This window comes from Massilia sp. CMS3.1 (assembly GCF_051262535.1).
GTDB lineage: Bacteria > Pseudomonadota > Gammaproteobacteria > Burkholderiales > Burkholderiaceae_D > Telluria.
This window is the reverse complement of record NZ_JBIMES010000002.1, coordinates 279,709-296,482: the sequence shown is the minus strand read 5'-3', so window position 1 is coordinate 296,482 and position 16,774 is coordinate 279,709. Positions and strand designations below refer to the sequence as shown.

Genomic DNA, 16,774 nt, shown 5'->3' with positions numbered 1-16,774 from the left:
GGTTAATTCAATGCGTCACGTCGTGTGCGGATCGATTGCAGCACCGGCTGCAACACTGCTGCGCCAAGACGGGCGCTGCGTGCGCCGTCCCAGCCCACTTGCGGGTCGGGGTCGTTGGCGTTGTCCTTGAACGGCAGTTCAAGCGTCAGCGACAGGCAGCCGAAAGCGTGCGTGATGTGGGGCGAGCCCATGGTCAGCGTCTCGTCGGTATAGGGCGATTCGCCATAGCCATGCACGTCCTGGAAGTCCGGGCTGGCGATTTTGAAGTCGGCAATGAAACGCTTCTGGGCTGCGTCCTGTTCTGGCGTAAACGTCGGCAGGGATTCGCTGCCGGCCACGAACACGTAGGGCAGGCCTTCGTCGCCGTGCACGTCCAGGCACAGGTCGACGCCCGTCTCATGCATCTTCTGGCGCACCAGGAAGACTTCCGGGCTGCGTTCCATGGTCGGGTTGAGCCACTCGCGATTCAGGTTGGCGCCGGCCGCGTTGGTGCGCAGGTTGCCGCGCACCGAGCCGTCCGGGTTCATGTTCGGGACCACGTAGAACACCGCTTCGTTCAGGAGCTGGCGTGCGAACGGGTGGGCCGGGTCGAGCAGGGCGTCGAGCATGCCTTCGACAAACCACTCGGCCATCGTCTCGCCCGGGTGCTGGCGCGCGATGACCCAGACCTTCTTTTTACCTTCAGCCGGCTCGCCGATGACCAGCATGTTCAGGTCGCGCCCGTCGACGGTCGAACCGAGATCGAGCATGCGCACGTTTTCGCTCATCTGCGCGCGGTCGAGCAGTTCCAGGTGGCGTTCGAACGAATACGGCTCAAAATACGCGTAGTAGACGCTGTCCATGCCAGGGGTGTGCTCGATCGTCATGACCTGGCCGTCGAAGGTGGTCGGCACGCGGAACCAGTTGATGCGGTCATAGCTGGCCATCGCCTGGTAGTCTTCCCAGCCGGCCGGATAAGCGGCCTGGCCGGCGTTCAGCAAGCGCATGGTGCAAGCCTGGCCTTCCGCGCCCTGCAAGCGGAAGTAGAACCACTGGATGATATCGGCGTGCGAGTCCTTGCGGATGTTCAGATCGATGGCGTTCGCGCTCGTGGCGTTCACGATCTCGATGGCGCCGGCGTCGAACTGGCTGCTGATCTTGATAGACATGGTGTGTCCCGTAGAAGGCGTAAAGCCGAGATGATACCAACTTATCCGCCCCGCAATCCCCCAAACCGCTGATAAAACGCGTCGTCGGCCGCTGGCGCCGATGCATCCTCGCGCTTGAGCACCGCATCGATATGCACCTCCGCCTGCGCCGCCACCATCAAATACACCGCCCGCGCCACCTGGTACGCATCCGACCCCGGCCACGGATCCGGTAACAACGCGATCGGCAGCATCGGATCGTGCAGCTGCAGCCGCCGGTAGGCATGAATCAAGAGCGAACGAATCGCAAACGCATCCGGCGGCGCCACCTGCGCTTCGTCGCGCAACAAGGTCAGCAGCGGCGTGAACTGGTCGATAAATCCGCAATAGCTCTGCGCCACAGCTGTCAGATCCCAGCCTTCGCCCACAAGTTCCTGCAGCGGCCGCGAGCCCACATGGGGCAACTCGGCCGCGCTGACCACGAATACCTTGTCGCGCGCGCCGGTACGCTCGAGCGCGTCGAGCAGCCCCTCGGCATCGGCGCCTGGGCGCGCCAGCACGCCTGGTGCGAGCATGGCAAAGCCTTCCCATTCGAGTTCCTTCCTCACCGCCGCGCGCAGGCCGCCGTCGATGCTGCCGTTCGGCGCCAGCACCAGCGTCCAGCGCCCATCCCAGTGCAGGCCGGGCGGGGCGTAGATGCGGCGGTCGGCGCGCTGGAAGCGCGGCAAGGACTTCGCGTCGAACGCGTAGCGGCTGCGCCGTCCCTCGCGGCTGGCCGTCAGCCAGCCTTCCTGCACCAGCCGGAACACGCTGGTGCGCACCAGCCGGTCGGTGACGCCAAGCGGGGCCAACAATTCGATCAGGCTGCCCAGCCAGGCCACGCCGCCATGGGGTGCGATGGCGTCGCCCATCACCGTCATCACCAGGGATTTTGAGCGTAGCGGTTCAGCGGCAAGCGCGTGCGCGATCCACTCGGTGCTGGTCATTTGTTTCATGCAAATTCGTATTTTAATGCTGCTGGATATGATTCAAAATTTTGGTGTACATCTCGTTTTCTGTATCGTATTATTGTTGGACGATGTTTGCAATGGGAGACTGACCATGTATGCGCAACTGGTAGAAACGGGCCTGAAAAAGGTCCAGACTCACGAAGACATGTCGCTTGAGGAGCAGGCCTTCCAGGCCCGCATCGACGCCGGCGTGAAGATCGAAGCGAAGGACTGGATGCCGGAGGCCTACCGCAAGACGCTGGTGCGCCAGATCTCCCAGCACGCGCACTCCGAAATCGTCGGCCAGCTGCCCGAAGGCAACTGGGTAACGCGCGCGCCTACGCTGAAACGCAAGTCCGTCTTGCTGGCGAAAATCCAGGACGAAGCCGGGCACGGCTTATATTTGTATAGCGCCGCCGAAACCCTGGGCGTGTCGCGCGACGAGCTGCTCGCCGCACTGCACTCGGGGAAAGCAAAATATTCGAGCATCTTCAATTATCCGACCCTTAGCTGGGCCGACATGGGCGCGGTCGGCTGGCTGGTCGACGGCTCGGCCATCATCAACCAGATCCCGCTGTGCCGCTGCTCGTACGGCCCGTATGCGCGCGCCATGATCCGCGTCTGCAAGGAAGAGTCCTTCCACGCACGCCAGGGCTACGACATCATGATGAGCCTCGCGAAGGGCACGCCGGAACAAAAGGCGATGGCGCAAGATGCGCTGAACCGCTGGTGGTGGCCCTCGCTCATGATGTTTGGCCCGTCGGACGCCGAATCGGTGAACAGCGCGCAGTCGAGCAAATGGCGCATCAAGCTGTTCTCGAACGACGAACTGCGCCAGCGCATGGTCGACCAGACCGTGCCGCAAGCCGAGTATCTCGGCCTCACGGTGCCCGATCCCGACCTGAAATTCAACGCCGACACCGGCCACTACGAATTCGGCGAGATCGACTGGAGCGAGTTCAACAACGTCCTCAAGGGCAACGGTCCGTGCAACCGCGACCGCCTGCGCACGCGCGTCAAAGCCTGGGACGACGGCGAATGGTTCCGCGATGCCCTGGTTGCCCACGCCGACAAGCAAGCCGCTAAAAAAGCCGCCGCTTAAAAATTCTGCAACACCGGAGACAAACCATGAGCAAAGAATGGCCCCTGTGGGAAGTATTCATCCGCAGCCAGCACGGCCTGGCCCACAAGCACGTCGGCAGCCTGCACGCCCCTGACGCCGAAATGGCGATCAACAACGCGCGCGACGTCTACACGCGCCGCAACGAAGGCGTCTCGATCTGGGTGATCCGCGCCGTCGATATCGTCGCTTCCAGCCCATCGGACAAGGAAGCGCTGTTCGAACCGGCCAACAGCAAGGTCTATCGCCACCCGACCTTCTTCCCGATGCCGGAAGAAGTGAAAAACCTGTGAGCATGGCCGTGGACGCGAAAATTCAATACCTGCTGCGTCAGGCCGACAACGCCCTGATCCTCTCGCAACAGCTCTCGCAGCTGTGCGGCAAGGGCCCGGCGCTGGAAGAAGACATGGCGCTGACCAACGTCGCGCTCGACTTGCTCGGTCAAACCCGCATGTGGCTGACCTATGCGGGCGAACTCGAAGGGCAGGGACGCGACGAAGACAAGCTGGCCTTCCACCGCGACGCCGGCGAGTACCGCAACTGCCTGCTGGTCGAGCAGCCGAATGGCAGCTATGCCGAAACGATGATGCGCCAGTTCCTGTTCGATAGCTGGCACTACTTCCTGATGCAGGGCCTGCTGCAATCGACCGATTCACGCATCGCCGACATCGCGGAAAAGTCGTTCAAGGAAATCACCTACCACCTGCGCCGCAGCGGAGACCTGGTCGTGCGCCTGGGTGACGGCACCGATGTCAGCCACAAGATGATGCAGGCGGCGCTGGACGATCTCTGGATGTACGGCGGCGAATTCTTCATCTACGACGAGGTCGACAACGCGATGGTGGAGCAGGGGATCGCACCGCCAGCTGACGGTCTGCGCGCCGCCTTCCTCGACCACGTGAACGATATCCTGGTCGAAGCCACCTTGAGCATGCCGTCTCCGGACGCCTACATGCAGCGCGGCGGCAAGGCAGGCCGCCACACGGAACGCCTCGGCTTCATCCTGGCCGAGATGCAGTTCCTGCAGCGCGCCTACCCTGGAGCCGAGTGGTAATGAACGCCACGCAGGCCACGCTTGACCAGATATGGTCCTGGCTCGGTGAAGTGCCCGACCCCGAGATCCCGGTGATCTCGGTCGTCGATCTCGGCATCGTGCGCGACGTCGCTTTCGACGGCGACGCATGCGTGGTCACCATCACCCCGACCTATTCGGGCTGCCCGGCGATGCAGGTCATCAGCGAAGCCGTGACCGAGGCCCTGCACGCGCACGGCCTGGACAAGGTCCGCCTGGTGAACCGCCTGTCCCCGGCGTGGACCACCGACTGGATGAGCGAGACCGGCAAGGCGGCATTAAAAGGCTATGGCATCGCGCCGCCGGCACAGCAGGCGATCGACATCAGCGGCCTGCGCGGCGGCGTCAAGCGCGGCAGCTTCGTGGAGCCCGAAGTGAGCTGCCCGAACTGCGGCTCGAAGCACACCCAGTTGACCAGCCAGTTCGGTTCGACCCCGTGCAAGGCGCTGTACAAATGCCTCGACTGCCGCGAACCTTTCGATTATTTCAAGTGCCACTGAGCGACCACCAAGCGACCATGAGCAAATTCTATCCACTCACCGTGGCCAAGGTGAAGCACGAGACGCGCGACGCGGTCGCCGTCACCTTCGCCGTGCCGCCGGAACTGAAACAAACCTTCGCCTACCAGCAGGGCCAGCACCTGACGCTGCGCGCTGAGATCTCCGGCGAGGACGTGCGCCGCTCCTATTCGATCTGCTCGGCCGTGCAGGACGACCTGCTGCGCGTGGCGATCAAGCGCACGCCCGGCGGCCTGTTCTCGAGCTGGGCCAACGAAAGCCTGAAGCCCGGCGCCACGCTGGAAGTGATGCCGCCGATGGGCCACTTCAACGTGCCGCTCGACCCGAACAGCGAACGCCACTATCTCGCCTTTGCCGCCGGCAGCGGCATCACCCCGATCCTGTCGATCATCAAGACCACCTTGTTGGCCGAGCCGAAGAGCCGCTTCACGCTCGTCTACGGCAACCGCGCGTCGTCATCCGTCATCTTCCGCGACGAGCTGACCGACCTGAAGGATATCTACATGGGCCGCCTGAAGCTGGTCTATGTGATGAGCCGCGAGCAGCAGGACATTGAACTCTTCAACGGCCGCATCACCGGCGAGAAATGCAGCGCCTTCCTCAAGCACTGGATCGACCTTGATGCCATCGACATCGCCTTCATCTGCGGCCCGGAAGACATGATGCACGGCGTCTCCAAGTCGCTGCAGGAAGGCGGCATGGCCAAGGAAAAAATCCGGATCGAGCTGTTCGCCGCCAGCATCCCCAAGCACGAACACAAGCCGCGCCCGGTCGTGGAAGGCGCACGCCACCAAACCGAAGTCACCGTGATCATGGACGGCAGCGCCGCCAGTTTTACGATGGACAAGGACAAGGAATCGATTCTGGACGCCGGCCTGCGCGCCGGCATCGACATGCGCTACTCGTGCAAGGGCGGCGTCTGCTCGACTTGCCGCTGCAAGGTCGTCGAGGGCAATGTCGAGATGGACGTGAACTACGCCTTGGAGGACTACGAAGTCGCGCGCGGCTTCGTACTGAGCTGCCAGGCTTTCCCGATCACGGATACGGTGATCGTCGATTTCGACCAGCACGAATAATAAGAACTGGAGGAGACACCATGAGCTACGAATCGATTTTATTCACGATTGAAAACGGCGTTGCCGTCCTCACCCTGAATCGCCCGGACCGCCTGAACAGCTTTACCCAGGCAATGCACCTTGAAGTGCGCGACGCGCTGGATACACTGCAGGCCGACAAATCGGTGCGCGTACTGGTGCTGACCGGCGCCGGCCGCGGTTTCTGCGCCGGCCAGGACCTGGGCGACCGTGCCGTGGCGCCAGGCGCGCCGGGCGTGGACCTCGGCGAATCGGTCGAAAAATTCTATGCGCCGCTGGTGATGACCTTGCGCAGCCTGCCGATGCCGGTCATCTGCGCCGTCAACGGCGTGGCCGCCGGCGCCGGCGCGAACCTCGCGCTGGCCTGCGACATCGTGCTGGCGGCTAAATCGGCCAGCTTCATCGAAGCCTTTTGTAAACTCGGCCTGATTCCGGACACCGGCGGCACCTGGCACTTGCCGCGCCTGATCGGCCACGCGCGCGCCACGGGTCTGGCGATGCTGGGCGACAAACTGTCGGCCGAGAAGGCGGAAGAGTGGGGCCTGATCTGGCGCTGCGTGCCCGACGAGGCGCTGATGGACGAAGCGCTGGCCATGGCCGACCACTTCGCCAGCGCAGCAACCCGTGGTCTGGCATTTACCAAGAAAGCGCTGCAGGCGAGCTACGCCAACACGCTGCCGGAACAGCTGAAACTCGAGGGCGAGATGATGCGCGAACTCGGCTACAGCCACGACTACCGCGAAGGCGTCGCCGCCTTCATCGCCAAGCGCCCGGCCCAGTTCAAGGGAGAATAAGATGCCGGCACTGGCAAGCGGCAGTGTCGTGGCGGTGATCGGCAGCGGCGCTATGGGTGCCGGTATCGCGCAGGTGGCGGCCAGCAGCGGCCACGAGGTGCGCCTGTTCGATACGCGGCCCGAGGCGGCAGCAAAAGCGATCCTTGATATCGGCAAGGTTTACGACAAACTGGTCGACAAGGGCCGCATGAGCGCGGCGCAAGCCGACCTCGCACGCGATCGCCTGCAGAGCGTTGACTCGCTGGCGGGGCTTAGCGAGGCGGCGCTGGTGGTGGAAGCGATCGTCGAGAACCTCAATGCCAAGCGTGCGCTGTTTGCCGAGCTGGAGTCCATCGTCGACGCGCGCTGCATCCTGGCGACGAACACCTCCTCGCTCTCGGTCACCGCGATCGGCGCCCAGTTGCGCCATCCGGAGCGCCTGGTCGGCATGCACTTCTTCAATCCCGTGCCCTTGATGGCGCTGGTCGAAGTGGTCAGCGGTCTGGCAACCGATCAACATGTTGCCGACACCGTCTACGCCACCGCGCAAGCCTGGGGCAAGGACCCGGTGCATGCGAAATCGACGCCCGGCTTCATCGTCAATCGCGTCGCCCGCCCCTACTATGCCGAGGCATTGCGCCTGCTGCAGGAAGGCGCGGCCGATGCGCCGACGCTGGACGCGGTGATGCGCGATTGCGGGGGTTTTCGCATGGGTCCCTTCGAATTGATGGACCTGATCGGCCACGACGTGAATTTCTCGGTCACGCAATCGGTGCACGCGGCCTATTTCAGCGACCAGCGTTTTACCCCATCGGTGCTGCAGCAGGAACTGGTGAATGCCGGTTTTCTCGGCCGTAAATCGGGGCGCGGCTTTTATCGCTATGGCGACGATGCAAGCAAACCAGGCGCACAGGTCGAGTCACAGCAGCCAAGCCCGCACACGGTCGGCATCAGCGTCGCGCGCGAAGTCACATCCAGTATCCTGAGCCCGATGGAAGCACGCCTGCTTGCTGCCGGTTTCACGGTCGCCCACCGCGAGCCGCTGCAAGGCGCCGAGAAACATGAGGCGCCGGCCTTCCACACGAATGGCGCCGCGATCTTCCTCACCGACGGACGCACTGCCACCGAACGCGCCGCCGCCAACAAGCACCCGAACACGGTCGTCTACGACCTGCTGCTGGACCACGCAAAAGCCACGCGCATTGCGCTGGCCCGCGCCGACCAGTGCAGCGACGAGGCATACGGGGCTGCCGTCGGCCTGTTCCAGGCGGCCGGCTTCGCCGTCACGCGCCTCGACGACCTGCCCGGCATGGCCGTGATGCGCACCGTCGCCATGCTCGCCAACGAGGCGGCCGACGCCGTGAATCAGGGCGTGTGCAGCGCGGTCGCGGTCGACATTGCGATGCAGAAGGGCGTGAACTACCCGCGCGGGCCGCTGGCCTGGATGGATGCCGTCGGCATCGCCCACATCGTGACGGTACTGGCCAACCTCGCCGCCGCCTATGGCGAAGACCGTTACCGCGTCTCGCCGCTCCTGCGCCGCAAGCTCGCCGCCAATCCCACCGGAGCCCGTTTTCATGCATAGCAATCCACAACAGCTGGCCGAACTGGCCGGCAAAACGATGTACGAGCGCGACCCGGCCAGCCAGGCACTCGGCATGAAGCTCGACGAAATTCGTCCCGGTTATGCGCGCATGTCGATGCGCGTGCGCGCCGACATGCTCAACGGGCACCAGACCTGCCACGGCGGCTACATCTTCATGCTGGCCGACAGCGCTTTTGCGTTTGCCTGCAACTCCCACAATTTCAACACGGTCGGCGCCGGCTGCACGATCGACTACCTGGCGCCTGGCCGTGAAGGCGACCTGCTGGTGGCGGAAGCGCTCGAGCAGGCGCTGCTTAGCAAAACCGGCGTCTACGACATCACGGTGAAAAACGAAGAAGGGCGCACGATCGCGCTCTTTCGCGGCAAGTCGCACCGCGTGAGCGGCATGGTGGCCGACGTCGCCGCCGCCGCCGCATAGTCCACAAGGAGGCTCACATGGTCCAACGTATTCCCTCGCCAGGCGAGCTGGAGGCGATCGAACGCGCCAGCCGCGACGAACTGCAAGCGCTGCAGCTGGAACGCCTGACATGGTCGCTCCAGCATGCGTACGACAATGTGCCGCACTACCGCAAGGCTTTCGATGACGCAGGCGTGCATCCGGGCGACCTGAAGTCGCTTGCCGATCTGGCGAAATTCCCGTTCACCGAGAAGAAGACCCTGCGCGACAACTACCCGTTCGACCTGTTCGCCGTACCGCGCGAGCAGGTGGTGCGCGTGCACGCCTCGTCCGGCACGACCGGGCGCCCGACGGTGGTCGGCTATACGAAGAAGGACATCGACACCTGGGCCGACGTGGTCGCACGCTCGATCCGCGCGGCCGGTGGCCGCCAGGGCGACATGGTGCACATCGCCTACGGCTATGGCCTGTTCACCGGGGGCCTGGGCGCCCACTATGGCGCCGAGCGCCTGGGCTGTACCGTGATCCCGATGTCGGGCGGGCAGACGGAAAAGCAGGTGCAGCTGATCTGCGACTTCGAGCCGTCGATCATCATGGTCACGCCGTCCTACATGCTCAACATCGTCGAGGAATTCAAGCGCCAGGGGCTCGATCCGGCGGCGTCTTCGCTGAAGGTCGGCATCTTCGGCGCCGAACCCTGGACCAATGAAATGCGGCGCACGATCGAAGCCGAAGCGGGGCTGGACGCGGTGGACATCTACGGCCTGTCCGAAGTCATGGGCCCGGGCGTGGCCAGCGAATGCATCGAGAGCAAGGATGGCCCGGTGATTTGGGAAGACCATTTCTATCCCGAGATCATCGACCCGGACACCGGCGAAGTGCTGCCCGACGGTGAAGAGGGCGAGCTGGTATTCACCTCGCTGACGAAAGAAGCGCTGCCGATCATCCGCTACCGCACGCGCGATCTGACGCGTTTGCTGGCGCCGACCTCGCGTTCGATGCGCCGCATGGACCGCATCACGGGCCGCTCGGACGACATGCTGATCATTCGCGGCGTGAACGTGTTCCCGAGCCAGATCGAAGAGCTGGTATTGAGGATGCCGGCGCTGGCGCCGCAGTACCAACTGGTGGTCTCGCGCGACGGCCATCTCGACACGCTGGAAGTGTTCGGCGAACTGAAGGAGGCCGGCCAGCCGCAAGCGACCGTGGACGCGCTGGCTGGCGAACTGCAGCACTGCATCAAGACCTATGTCGGCGTCACCACCAAGGTCACATTGACGCCGCCGATGGGGATCGAGCGCACCATGACCGGCAAGGCCCGGCGCGTGCTCGACAAGCGTCCTAAAAACACCTGAGAGGGAACCAGGCATGGTCAAAGTCTATGAAATCGACGGCGTGCGCCCGGTGGTGCACCCGACCAGCTATGTGCATCCGACCGCGGTGCTGATCGGCGACGTCATCATCGGCCCGCGCTGCTACATCGGCCCGCTGGCCTCCCTGCGCGGCGACTTCGGCCGCCTGATCCTGGAAGAGGGCGCGAATATCCAGGATTCCTGCGTCATGCACGGCTTCGAGGATGGCGAGACCGTGATCGAAGTCGACGGCCACATCGGCCACGGCGCCGTGCTGCACGGCTGCCGCGTCAAGCGCAACGCCATGGTCGGCATGAACGCGGTCGTGATGGACGGCGCCGAGGTCGGCGAGGAATCGATCGTCGCCGCCATGAGTTTTGTGAAAGCCGGCATGATCATCCCGCCGCGCAGCATGGTGATCGGTACCCCGGCGAAGGTGATGCGCGCGCTGACCGAGGAAGACATCAAGTGGAAGAGTTTTGGGACGCACCAGTACCACCAGCTCACCACGCGCTCCCTGAACACCATGCGCGAAGTCGAAGCTTTTACGGAAATCGAACCGAACCGCCCCGTCTTCGACTTCAGCGCCACCGGTGGCCACTTACCAAAAAAATAATCCCGAGGAGACAATACAATGGCACAAGCAAACACCCTGCAAAGCTGGATCGCCAACCGCTGGATCGGCCAGGAAGCAAACACTCCGCTGCACAGCGCACTGGACGGCCAGCTGGTCTACCACACCCACCTTGAGAAAATCGACTTCGACGAAGCCCTCACCTACGCCCGCAAGACCGGCGTCCCTGGCCTGATGAAGCTCGACTTCCAGACCCGCGCCCAGCGCCTGAAAGCCTTGGCGACCTACCTGATGGAGCGCAAGGAAGAGCTGTACGAAATCTCGCACCTGACCGGCGCCACGCGCCAGGACAGCTGGGTCGACGTCGAAGGCGGCATCGGCACCCTGTTCGCCTACGCCAGCATGGGCTCGCGCGAACTGCCATCCTCGAACGTGCTGCACGAAGGCCCGGCCATCGCGCTCGGTAAACGCGGCGGCTTCGCCGGCACCCACATCCTGGTGCCGCGCGGCGGCGTCGCGGTGCACATCAACGCCTTCAACTTCCCGATCTGGGGCCTGCTCGAGAAATTCGCCCCGAGCTTCCTCGCGGCCATGCCGTGCATCGGCAAGCCCGCCACGGCAACGAGCTACCTGACCCATGCGGTCGTCAAAATGATGCAGGAGTCGAACCTGCTGCCGGAAGGCGCACTGCAGCTCGTGATCGGCTCGACCGGCGACCTGCTGGATCGCCTGACCGGTTTCGACGCCGTCACGTTTACGGGTTCCGCCGACACCGCGGCCAAATTGCGCGCGAATCCGAACCTGATCCGCGAATCGGTGCCGTTCACGGCCGAAGCCGATTCGCTCAACTGCGCGATCCTGGCGCCGGACGTCGCACCAGGCGATCCCGAGTTCGACCTGTTTGTGAAAGAAGTGGCGCGCGAGATGACCGGCAAGGCCGGCCAGAAGTGCACGGCGATCCGCCGCATCATCGTGCCCGAACAGCACGTCGACGCACTGGGCGAGCGCCTGCGCGACCGGCTCTCAAAAATCGTGGTCGGCAATCCGAAGATGGAAGGCGTGCGCATGGGCGCGCTCGCCTCGATGGACCAGCACCGCGACGTGTCGGAACGCGTCGAACTGCTCGCGCGCGGCAATGAAGTCATCTTCGGCGCCGGTCACGGCTTCAATCCGGTGGGCGAGGGCGTCGCGAACGGCGCCTTCTTCGCGCCGACCCTGCTCCTGTGCCGCAACGCGACCATCAACACGGCGGTGCACGACATCGAAGCCTTCGGCCCGGTCAGCACGATGATGACCTACCGCGATATCGACGAGGCGCTGCACCTGGCCGCGCTGGGCCGCGGCAGCCTGGTCACGACCCTGGCCACAAAAAGCCCGACGATTGCCGCCCATGCGGTGCCGGTGGCCGCCGCCTCGCACGGGCGTGTGCTGATCCTCGACCAGGAAGCGTCGGTCGACAACACGGGTCACGGTTCGCCACTGCCGCAACTCAAGCACGGCGGTCCCGGCCGCGCGGGCGGCGGCGAAGAGCTGGGCGGGATTCGGGCCGTGAAGCACTTCCTGCAGCGCGCGGCGGTGCAGGGCTCGCCGACGATGCTGGCGGCCGTGACGGGAGAGTATGTGCGCGGCGGCGCGGTGAAGGAATCGGAACTCCACCCCTTCCGCCGCCACTTCGAAGAGCTGGAAATCGGCCATTCTCTGCTGACCCACCGCCGCACCGTGAGCGAAGCGGACATCGTCAATTTCGGCGGCGTCTCGGGCGACTATTTCTACATGCACTTCGACGAGATCGCCGCAAAGGACACCCAGTTCGGCAAGCGCATCGCGCACGGCTACTTCGTGTTGTCGGCAGCCGCCGGCCTGTTCGTCTCGCCGGCGCCCGGTCCCGTGCTGGCCAACTACGGTCTCGACAACCTGCGTTTCGTCGCGCCGGTGGCGATCGGCGACACCATCCGCGCCAGGCTCACCTGCAAGCGCAAGGTCGACCGCAACCGCCTTGATGAACAGGGCCGTGGCCAGGGCGTTGTCGCCTGGGACGTACAGGTAACGAACCAGAACGACGAACTCGTGGCAAGTTACGATATCCTGACACTGGTACAGAAACGCGTGAACTGAGTCCCGCTTCGAGAAGCATGTGAAAAATTCCTCCATGGCGGCCTGGCATCGTCCCGCCGTACTGGCGTACTGGCGTACTGTCTTCGACGACGCGCCTTGCCCTGGAGTTTTGTTCACATGCTCAAGCAGGGGGAGTCGGCCCACCCTCGAGCTCCGCCAACCAGGAAGGATTGCGTATGTCACGGCTAGACCTGAGCAGTATCCCCGTACTGACCGGAACCGGTTATCCGGATCCGTTCGCCGAGGCCGTCAACGGCCGTAGCCGGCAGGCCCTGGGCCAGGCCGGCGGCCTGACCCAGTTCGGCGTCAACCTGGTCGAACTGAAACCGGGCGCGGCCTCGTCCCAGCGCCACTGGCACACCCATGAAGACGAGTTCGTCATGGTCGTGTCGGGCGAACTGACCCTGGTCACGGACGAGGGCGAAACCCTGATGCGCGCCGGCGACTATGCGGCCTTTCCGGCGGGGCGGCCGAACGGCCACCATCTGCTCAACCGCAGCTGGGGCAACGCCCTGTTCCTGGCCGTCGGCCCGAATAATTCCGAAGACAAGGCGACCTATCCGGACATCGACCTGATGTACGACGGCAGCACCGACAGCTACACGCACAAGGACGGCACCCCGTACCCGAAACGCGACGCCGCCGCCATCGTCTTACCCCAGCCTCCGGTCGAAGAACACACCCTCACCCCGCGCGTCTACCGCCACGAATAATCGTGACGTTGCCAAGCAAGCCGTGGCATTGACCGTCGGCCGGAATGGTGGCGTAAGCTAGGGTGGGCTCTCGAGCCCACGCGGTGCAGCATATGCGCGTCGAAAAGCTCGGCACGCAAGTCCGCTTAATCCACCACCCCAACCACATCCGTCTCCACCGGATAGCCATGCGTCACCGCCATGACAATACTGGCCATCCCTGCCGCCTTTGCCGACGCCAAGCCCGCCAGCGTAGCCTCGAAATGCTGCCGTCCATGTCGAACAGGAAGGCGGCGAAGGCGCGCTCGGGCAGGGTAGGGGCATGGAGAATGGGCAGGAGGAATAAGGATAAACGTACAATGGGTGCATGATAGAAGACCACGCATCGTTCCGCCAGATGGGACCCCACGCGCTCGACCGCGCATTGCAGGATGCGCGCCAGCGTACGCTGTCCCTGTTCGATGCCCTGGCCGCTGGCGGCCACGACCAGGCGGCGCGGGTGCCGCGTACTGCCACGCTGAACCTGCCGCTGTGGGAGCTGGGGCATATCGCCTGGTTTGCCGAATGGTTTGTCCTGCGCGAGGCTGCCGGCAGCGGGCGGGGCGAGGCCGTCAAGCCTTCGCTGCTGGCGCAGGGCGACAACTGGTTCGACTCGAACACGGTCGTCCACGGCACGCGCTGGACGCTCGAGCTGCCCGCGCAGGAGGCACTCAAGCGCTATTGCCGTGACGTGCTGGACGGCATACGAGAGCGCCTGGCGCGCACGCACGAGGACGACGCAGCGCTCTACCCGTATCGCCTGGTGCTGGCGCACGAGGACATGCATGGCGAAGCCCTGCTCTACACCCTGCAGACGCTTGGCGCGGCGCCGCCCGCCTCTGGCACGCCCAACGCTGGGCAAACGCGGGAAGTCCTCACGCCTGGCGAGATCGCCTTCGCCGGCGGTGATGTTCTCCTCGGCGGCGCGCAGTCGCGCGGCTTCGTGTTCGACAACGAACGGCAGGCGGCACCATGCCGTGTCGCCCCGTTCTCGATCGATGCCGGCCTGGTGTCGAATGCGGCCTATCTCGGCTTCATCGAGGATGGCGGCTACCAGCGCGACCAGTACTGGAGCGAAGCCGGACGTGCATGGCTGATGGAACGACAGCGCTCGGCGCCGCGCTACTGGCAGCAGGACGGGGCAGGTGGTGGCTGGAACAGCGTACGCTTCGGGAGCCAGGCAGCGCTCGATCCAGCCGAGCCGGTGCGCCACGTGAGCCTGTACGAGGCAGAGGCGTATGCCAGCTGGGCCGGACGGCGCCTGCCGCGGGAAGAGGAGTGGGAATTCGCGGCAAGCGCGTCCCATCCCGGCTTTGCCTGGGGCCAGCTGTGGGAATGGACGGCATCGCGTTTCCTGCCCTACGTCGGTTTCGCCCCGGACCGCTACCGCGAGTATTCAATGCCGTCGTTCGGCAACTGCCAGAGCTTGCGCGGTGCCTCGTTCGCGACGCCGATGCGCCTGCGCTCGCCCCGTTTCCGCAATTTTTACGCGCCTGAACGCGACGACATCTTCGCGGGCTTTCGTACCTGCGCGCTGTGAATTTTAATCAAGCTTGCGCTCGTACCGGTCCTTGACCACCTGGCTGATAAAGGTCGACAAACCACTGCCCAAGGTCGCCAGCCGCTGCATCTCGGCGATATTGTCTGCGCCGGCACTCTGGTCGGTGTACAGATAGCGCTCGCCCCCGCTAAAGCGCACCGTGATCGAACGGTCGCCGATCTCGTAGGCCAGCACGCCCGATTCGCCGCTCAGGTTTTTGTAGCGTTGCATCTTGGTCTCCTGCGCTATTGTCTTGCTGAGAATGGTAGCGAACATTGGAACGCTGCGCCGGTGTTCAATCCAACCGTGCGACGCTCACACCGCGCTGAACAGCCCGTCTACGCGAACAGGGTGTCGCGCGCGTTGGTGCTGATCGCAACGGTGGCGGGATGGCTCAGGCGTCGCTCGGTGGTGATGGCATAGACCTGTTCGACCACCACGTCGATTCGGCCCAGTGCAATGACGCCATACTGATTGCACACTTGCGACGCGATGGCCGTGGGTGCGAAGAAGACGCCGGCACCCGACTGCCCGAACGCTGTCATCATGGCGCTGTCGTCGAACTCGCCCACCACGCGCGGATGCACCGCGTGCTGTTCCAGCCACTGCAGGAGGCGGTGGCGGATCGCAAAATCCTCGCCCGGCAACAGCATCGGCGCCTCGTGCAGGCAGGCGGGAAACTGCGGGCCCAGTTCCGCAGCCAGCGCCACGCTCGCAAACGCCGTCATCGGGCTTTCGCCAAGCAGGTGATTGTAGGCCCGGACACTGAAATGCCCCGGAATGGGCCGGTCGGCAATCACCAGGTCCAGGCGGTGCACCGCCAGGTCCGCCACCAGGCTGTCGAGCCTGCCTTCCCGGCAAATCAATCTCACCGGCTCCTGCATCGTCAAGGCCGGCTCCACCAAGCGGCAAGCGATGAGTTTGGAGACGGAATCGGCGCAGCCGACCCGGAACGACATCGTCGTCGTCAGGCGTTTATCGCGCACGAGCTCGAGCAATTCGTCGCCGGTACTGAAGATGTCTTCGGCGTAGCCCATGATGCGCCGCCCGGCGTCGGTCATCTCCAGGTTGCGCCCGACACGGCGAAACAGTTCCACGTCGAGGGTGTGGGCGAATTCGGACAATTGCCCGGAAATGGAATGCGGCGTCAGGTGCAGCTGCGCGGCGGCCTTGGCGATGCTGCCTGTCTTGCCGACCATCCAGAAATAGCGCAGGTGCTTGTAGTTGAGTGTCGACATGGCGCTCCTGATGCATCGAAAAACTCGATGTCTGATGAAATTATATTCGATTTGTGCGATGTGACCAGCATGCCTATAGTCGAGTCTCCCACTTACAGGAGAACAATCATGCGTATGACGATTCAAGCAAACGGTTTCGAGATGACGGAAGCATTGCGTGCCTACACCGAGCAGCGCCTGGCAAGCGCACTGGGCTGGGCCCGCGAGCACATGCACAAGCTGGCGGTGTCGCTGTCCGACATCAATGGTCCGCGCGGCGGCGTGGACAAGCGCTGCAAGATCCAGGTGCAGCTTGGCGGCGGTCGCGAAGTCATCATCGAAGACACCGAAGCCGATCTGTACGCGGCCATCGACCGCGCCGCCGACCGCGCCGATCGCGCCGTCGTGAGGCAGGTGGAGCGCACCCGCGATTTCGCCCGTGAGCGCATACCGGCCCAGCTGGACAACATGGGCAGTGCCGCCTTCGGCGAGGTGCAGGAGCGTGCCGACGACATCCCGCCGCGTGTGCGATGACTGAAAGGAGCACAT

The 16,774-nt window shown here is 64.2% G+C and carries 18 protein-coding genes; 14 read left to right on the top strand and 4 right to left on the bottom strand.

The window, feature by feature from the left end; all coding sequences use genetic code 11:
• Nucleotides 1-2 precede the first annotated feature (2 nt).
• On the bottom strand, nt 3-1,148 hold the full coding sequence (locus tag ACHAC9_RS05000; RefSeq protein ID WP_435757744.1) for a M14 family metallopeptidase: 1,146 nt from the start codon (nt 1,146-1,148) through the stop codon (nt 3-5).
• A gap of 41 nt (nt 1,149-1,189) precedes the next feature.
• The gene (gene paaX, locus ACHAC9_RS04995; RefSeq protein ID WP_435757742.1) at nt 1,190-2,122 is read right to left on the bottom strand and encodes a phenylacetic acid degradation operon negative regulatory protein PaaX; all 933 of its coding nucleotides are present in this window, start codon (nt 2,120-2,122) and stop codon (nt 1,190-1,192) included.
• 106 nt (nt 2,123-2,228) lie between these two features.
• Between paaX and paaA the strand changes: the two genes are divergently transcribed.
• The 13 genes from paaA to senA all read left to right on the top strand — a co-directional run bounded on the left by paaA (nt 2,229) and on the right by senA (nt 15,008).
• Nucleotides 2,229-3,218 (top strand): 1,2-phenylacetyl-CoA epoxidase subunit PaaA, encoded by a 990-nt coding sequence (gene paaA, locus ACHAC9_RS04990; RefSeq protein ID WP_435757740.1) that lies wholly within the window; start codon nt 2,229-2,231, stop codon nt 3,216-3,218.
• Nucleotides 3,219-3,244: 26 nt separating this feature from the next.
• Nucleotides 3,245-3,529 (top strand): 1,2-phenylacetyl-CoA epoxidase subunit PaaB, encoded by a 285-nt coding sequence (paaB, locus tag ACHAC9_RS04985; RefSeq protein WP_435757738.1) that lies wholly within the window; start codon nt 3,245-3,247, stop codon nt 3,527-3,529.
• 2 nt (nt 3,530-3,531) lie between these two features.
• Nucleotides 3,532-4,290: a 1,2-phenylacetyl-CoA epoxidase subunit PaaC gene (paaC, locus tag ACHAC9_RS04980; protein ID WP_435758093.1), complete on the top strand. Its 759-nt coding sequence runs from the start codon at nt 3,532-3,534 to the stop codon at nt 4,288-4,290.
• The gene (gene paaD, locus ACHAC9_RS04975) at nt 4,290-4,808 is read left to right on the top strand and encodes a 1,2-phenylacetyl-CoA epoxidase subunit PaaD (protein ID WP_435757736.1); all 519 of its coding nucleotides are present in this window, start codon (nt 4,290-4,292) and stop codon (nt 4,806-4,808) included. Before paaC ends, paaD begins: the two co-directional genes overlap by 1 nt.
• Nucleotides 4,809-4,825: 17 nt before the next feature.
• On the top strand, nt 4,826-5,902 hold the full coding sequence (paaE, locus tag ACHAC9_RS04970; RefSeq protein WP_435757734.1) for a 1,2-phenylacetyl-CoA epoxidase subunit PaaE: 1,077 nt from the start codon (nt 4,826-4,828) through the stop codon (nt 5,900-5,902).
• Between the two features lie 20 nt (nt 5,903-5,922).
• Nucleotides 5,923-6,714 carry a 2-(1,2-epoxy-1,2-dihydrophenyl)acetyl-CoA isomerase PaaG gene (gene paaG / locus ACHAC9_RS04965; protein ID WP_435757732.1) on the top strand — a complete coding sequence of 264 codons (792 nt, stop codon included), beginning with the start codon at nt 5,923-5,925 and terminating at the stop codon, nt 6,712-6,714.
• A 1-nt stretch (nt 6,715) separates the two neighbouring features.
• The gene (gene paaH, locus ACHAC9_RS04960; protein ID WP_435757730.1) at nt 6,716-8,278 is read left to right on the top strand and encodes a 3-hydroxyacyl-CoA dehydrogenase PaaH; all 1,563 of its coding nucleotides are present in this window, start codon (nt 6,716-6,718) and stop codon (nt 8,276-8,278) included.
• Complete coding sequence (gene paaI / locus ACHAC9_RS04955; protein WP_435757728.1) at nt 8,271-8,717, top strand: hydroxyphenylacetyl-CoA thioesterase PaaI; 447 nt, start codon at nt 8,271-8,273, stop codon at nt 8,715-8,717. Before paaH ends, paaI begins: the two co-directional genes overlap by 8 nt.
• A 17-nt stretch (nt 8,718-8,734) precedes the next feature.
• Complete coding sequence (gene paaK / locus ACHAC9_RS04950; protein ID WP_435757726.1) at nt 8,735-10,051, top strand: phenylacetate--CoA ligase PaaK; 1,317 nt, start codon at nt 8,735-8,737, stop codon at nt 10,049-10,051.
• A 13-nt stretch (nt 10,052-10,064) separates the two neighbouring features.
• Nucleotides 10,065-10,664, top strand: coding sequence for a phenylacetic acid degradation protein PaaY (locus tag ACHAC9_RS04945; protein ID WP_435757724.1), 600 nt, complete (start codon nt 10,065-10,067; stop codon nt 10,662-10,664).
• 18 nt (nt 10,665-10,682) lie between these two features.
• A complete protein-coding gene (gene paaZ, locus ACHAC9_RS04940) occupies nt 10,683-12,737 on the top strand; it encodes a phenylacetic acid degradation bifunctional protein PaaZ (protein WP_435757722.1) in 2,055 nt (684 codons plus the stop codon).
• Nucleotides 12,738-12,913: 176 nt separating this feature from the next.
• Nucleotides 12,914-13,450, top strand: coding sequence for a cupin domain-containing protein (locus tag ACHAC9_RS04935; protein ID WP_435757720.1), 537 nt, complete (start codon nt 12,914-12,916; stop codon nt 13,448-13,450).
• A gap of 346 nt (nt 13,451-13,796) precedes the next feature.
• Nucleotides 13,797-15,008 (top strand): selenoneine synthase SenA, encoded by a 1,212-nt coding sequence (gene senA, locus ACHAC9_RS04930; protein ID WP_435757718.1) that lies wholly within the window; start codon nt 13,797-13,799, stop codon nt 15,006-15,008.
• A gap of 3 nt (nt 15,009-15,011) precedes the next feature.
• On the opposite strand, the gene ACHAC9_RS04925 is transcribed toward senA, so the two are convergent.
• Complete coding sequence (locus ACHAC9_RS04925; RefSeq protein ID WP_435757716.1) at nt 15,012-15,239, bottom strand: hypothetical protein; 228 nt, start codon at nt 15,237-15,239, stop codon at nt 15,012-15,014.
• 107 nt (nt 15,240-15,346) lie between these two features.
• Nucleotides 15,347-16,246 (bottom strand): transcriptional activator NhaR, encoded by a 900-nt coding sequence (gene nhaR / locus ACHAC9_RS04920; protein ID WP_435757714.1) that lies wholly within the window; start codon nt 16,244-16,246, stop codon nt 15,347-15,349.
• 108 nt (nt 16,247-16,354) lie between these two features.
• Between nhaR and hpf the strand changes: the two genes are divergently transcribed.
• A complete protein-coding gene (hpf, locus tag ACHAC9_RS04915; protein WP_435757712.1) occupies nt 16,355-16,759 on the top strand; it encodes a ribosome hibernation-promoting factor, HPF/YfiA family in 405 nt (134 codons plus the stop codon).
• The last annotated feature ends 15 nt before the right edge of the window (nt 16,760-16,774 follow it).